The organism is Pseudomonas sp. AC463 (genome assembly GCF_979253585.1).
The window spans coordinates 1-337 of the sequence record NZ_CEEDDZ010000298.1 but is presented as its reverse complement, the minus strand read 5'-3'; the positions used below and the strand labels follow the sequence as shown (position 1 = coordinate 337).

Annotated in this window: 1 protein-coding gene; it reads left to right on the top strand. The window is 67.4% G+C overall.

Annotated elements, in window-relative coordinates; genetic code table 11:
* On the top strand, window positions 1–337 hold a 337-nt coding region (locus AC0IYH_RS30230; protein WP_471837814.1), incomplete at both ends, for a radical SAM protein.

Genomic DNA, 337 nt, shown 5'->3' with positions numbered 1-337 from the left:
GTACCAGCCGATCGAGCGCGAGTGGCGGGTGACGCGGTCGATCCTGGAGGTGCTGGCGGAGACGGACCATCCGGTGACGATCACGACGAAATCCGACCGCGTCGTGCGCGATCTGGACATCCTCGCGCCGATGGCGGCGAAGGGCCTGGCGGCCGTGTGCATGTCGGTGACCTCGCTCGATCCCAAGGTGGCGGGCACGGTGGAGCCGCGTGCGCCACATCCCGAACGGCGGCTGAAAGCGGTAGCGACGCTGTCGGCGGCGGGGGTGCCGACATACGTCTCGATCTCGCCCGTCATCCCCGCGATCACCGATCATGAGATCGAGCATCTGATCGAA